1 pseudogene is annotated in these 607 nt (G+C 66.1%); it reads left to right on the top strand.

Going from position 1 to position 607, the window contains the following annotated elements:
* Positions 1 to 607, top strand: a pseudogene (locus tag XI08_RS09830) (SbcC/MukB-like Walker B domain-containing protein); the annotation flags it as partial.

Below are 607 nucleotides of genomic sequence, written 5' to 3'. Positions count from 1 at the left end.
AGGCCGACATCGGGGGCGTCTCCGACGAGGTCACCGCGGCCGAGAAGTCCTTCGCGGCAAGCGGCGCGAAATGGCTGCCGAAGATCGACGAAGCGCGTCAAACGATGATCGCGGAGCTTTCCGGCCTCCGCGGCAGGCGCGACGAGGTGCTCGAACGGATCCGACAGCACGCCGCCGGAGGGGCGCGCGCCTATCTCGGCGACGACACTGAACTCCTCTGCCGCAGGCTGCGGCAGGGGGGAATGGTCCCGCGCGTACTCTGCGACATCATCGAAGTCGCCGAACCCGAGTGGGTAGGAGCCGCCGAGGCGCTCCTCGGCCGCGACCGGGAAGCCGTGTTCGTGGACAGAGCGGATATCAGCGCCGCCACGTCAATCTTCAAGGAAGGTCGCCGCGAGTTTCGCCATGCATCGCTAGTGAGCCTAAACAAGCTCGAGCAGTTCAGGGCCAAGCCGGAGCGCGGCACTTTTCCCTCCATCTTCCGGAGCCAGGATCCGGACGCGATGGCCTTCATCATGCGCCGCCACGGTAATGTCCGTCTCGCCGACACGCTCGACCAGTTCAACAGGCCCGGCCGGGCGATTATGAAGGACGGCCTCTACGACGA

The organism is Bradyrhizobium sp. CCBAU 11361 (genome assembly GCF_028128935.1).
GTDB lineage: Bacteria > Pseudomonadota > Alphaproteobacteria > Rhizobiales > Xanthobacteraceae > Bradyrhizobium > Bradyrhizobium niftali.
The sequence above is the reverse complement of the archived record's forward strand: the minus strand, read 5'-3'. Positions and strand labels throughout refer to the sequence as shown.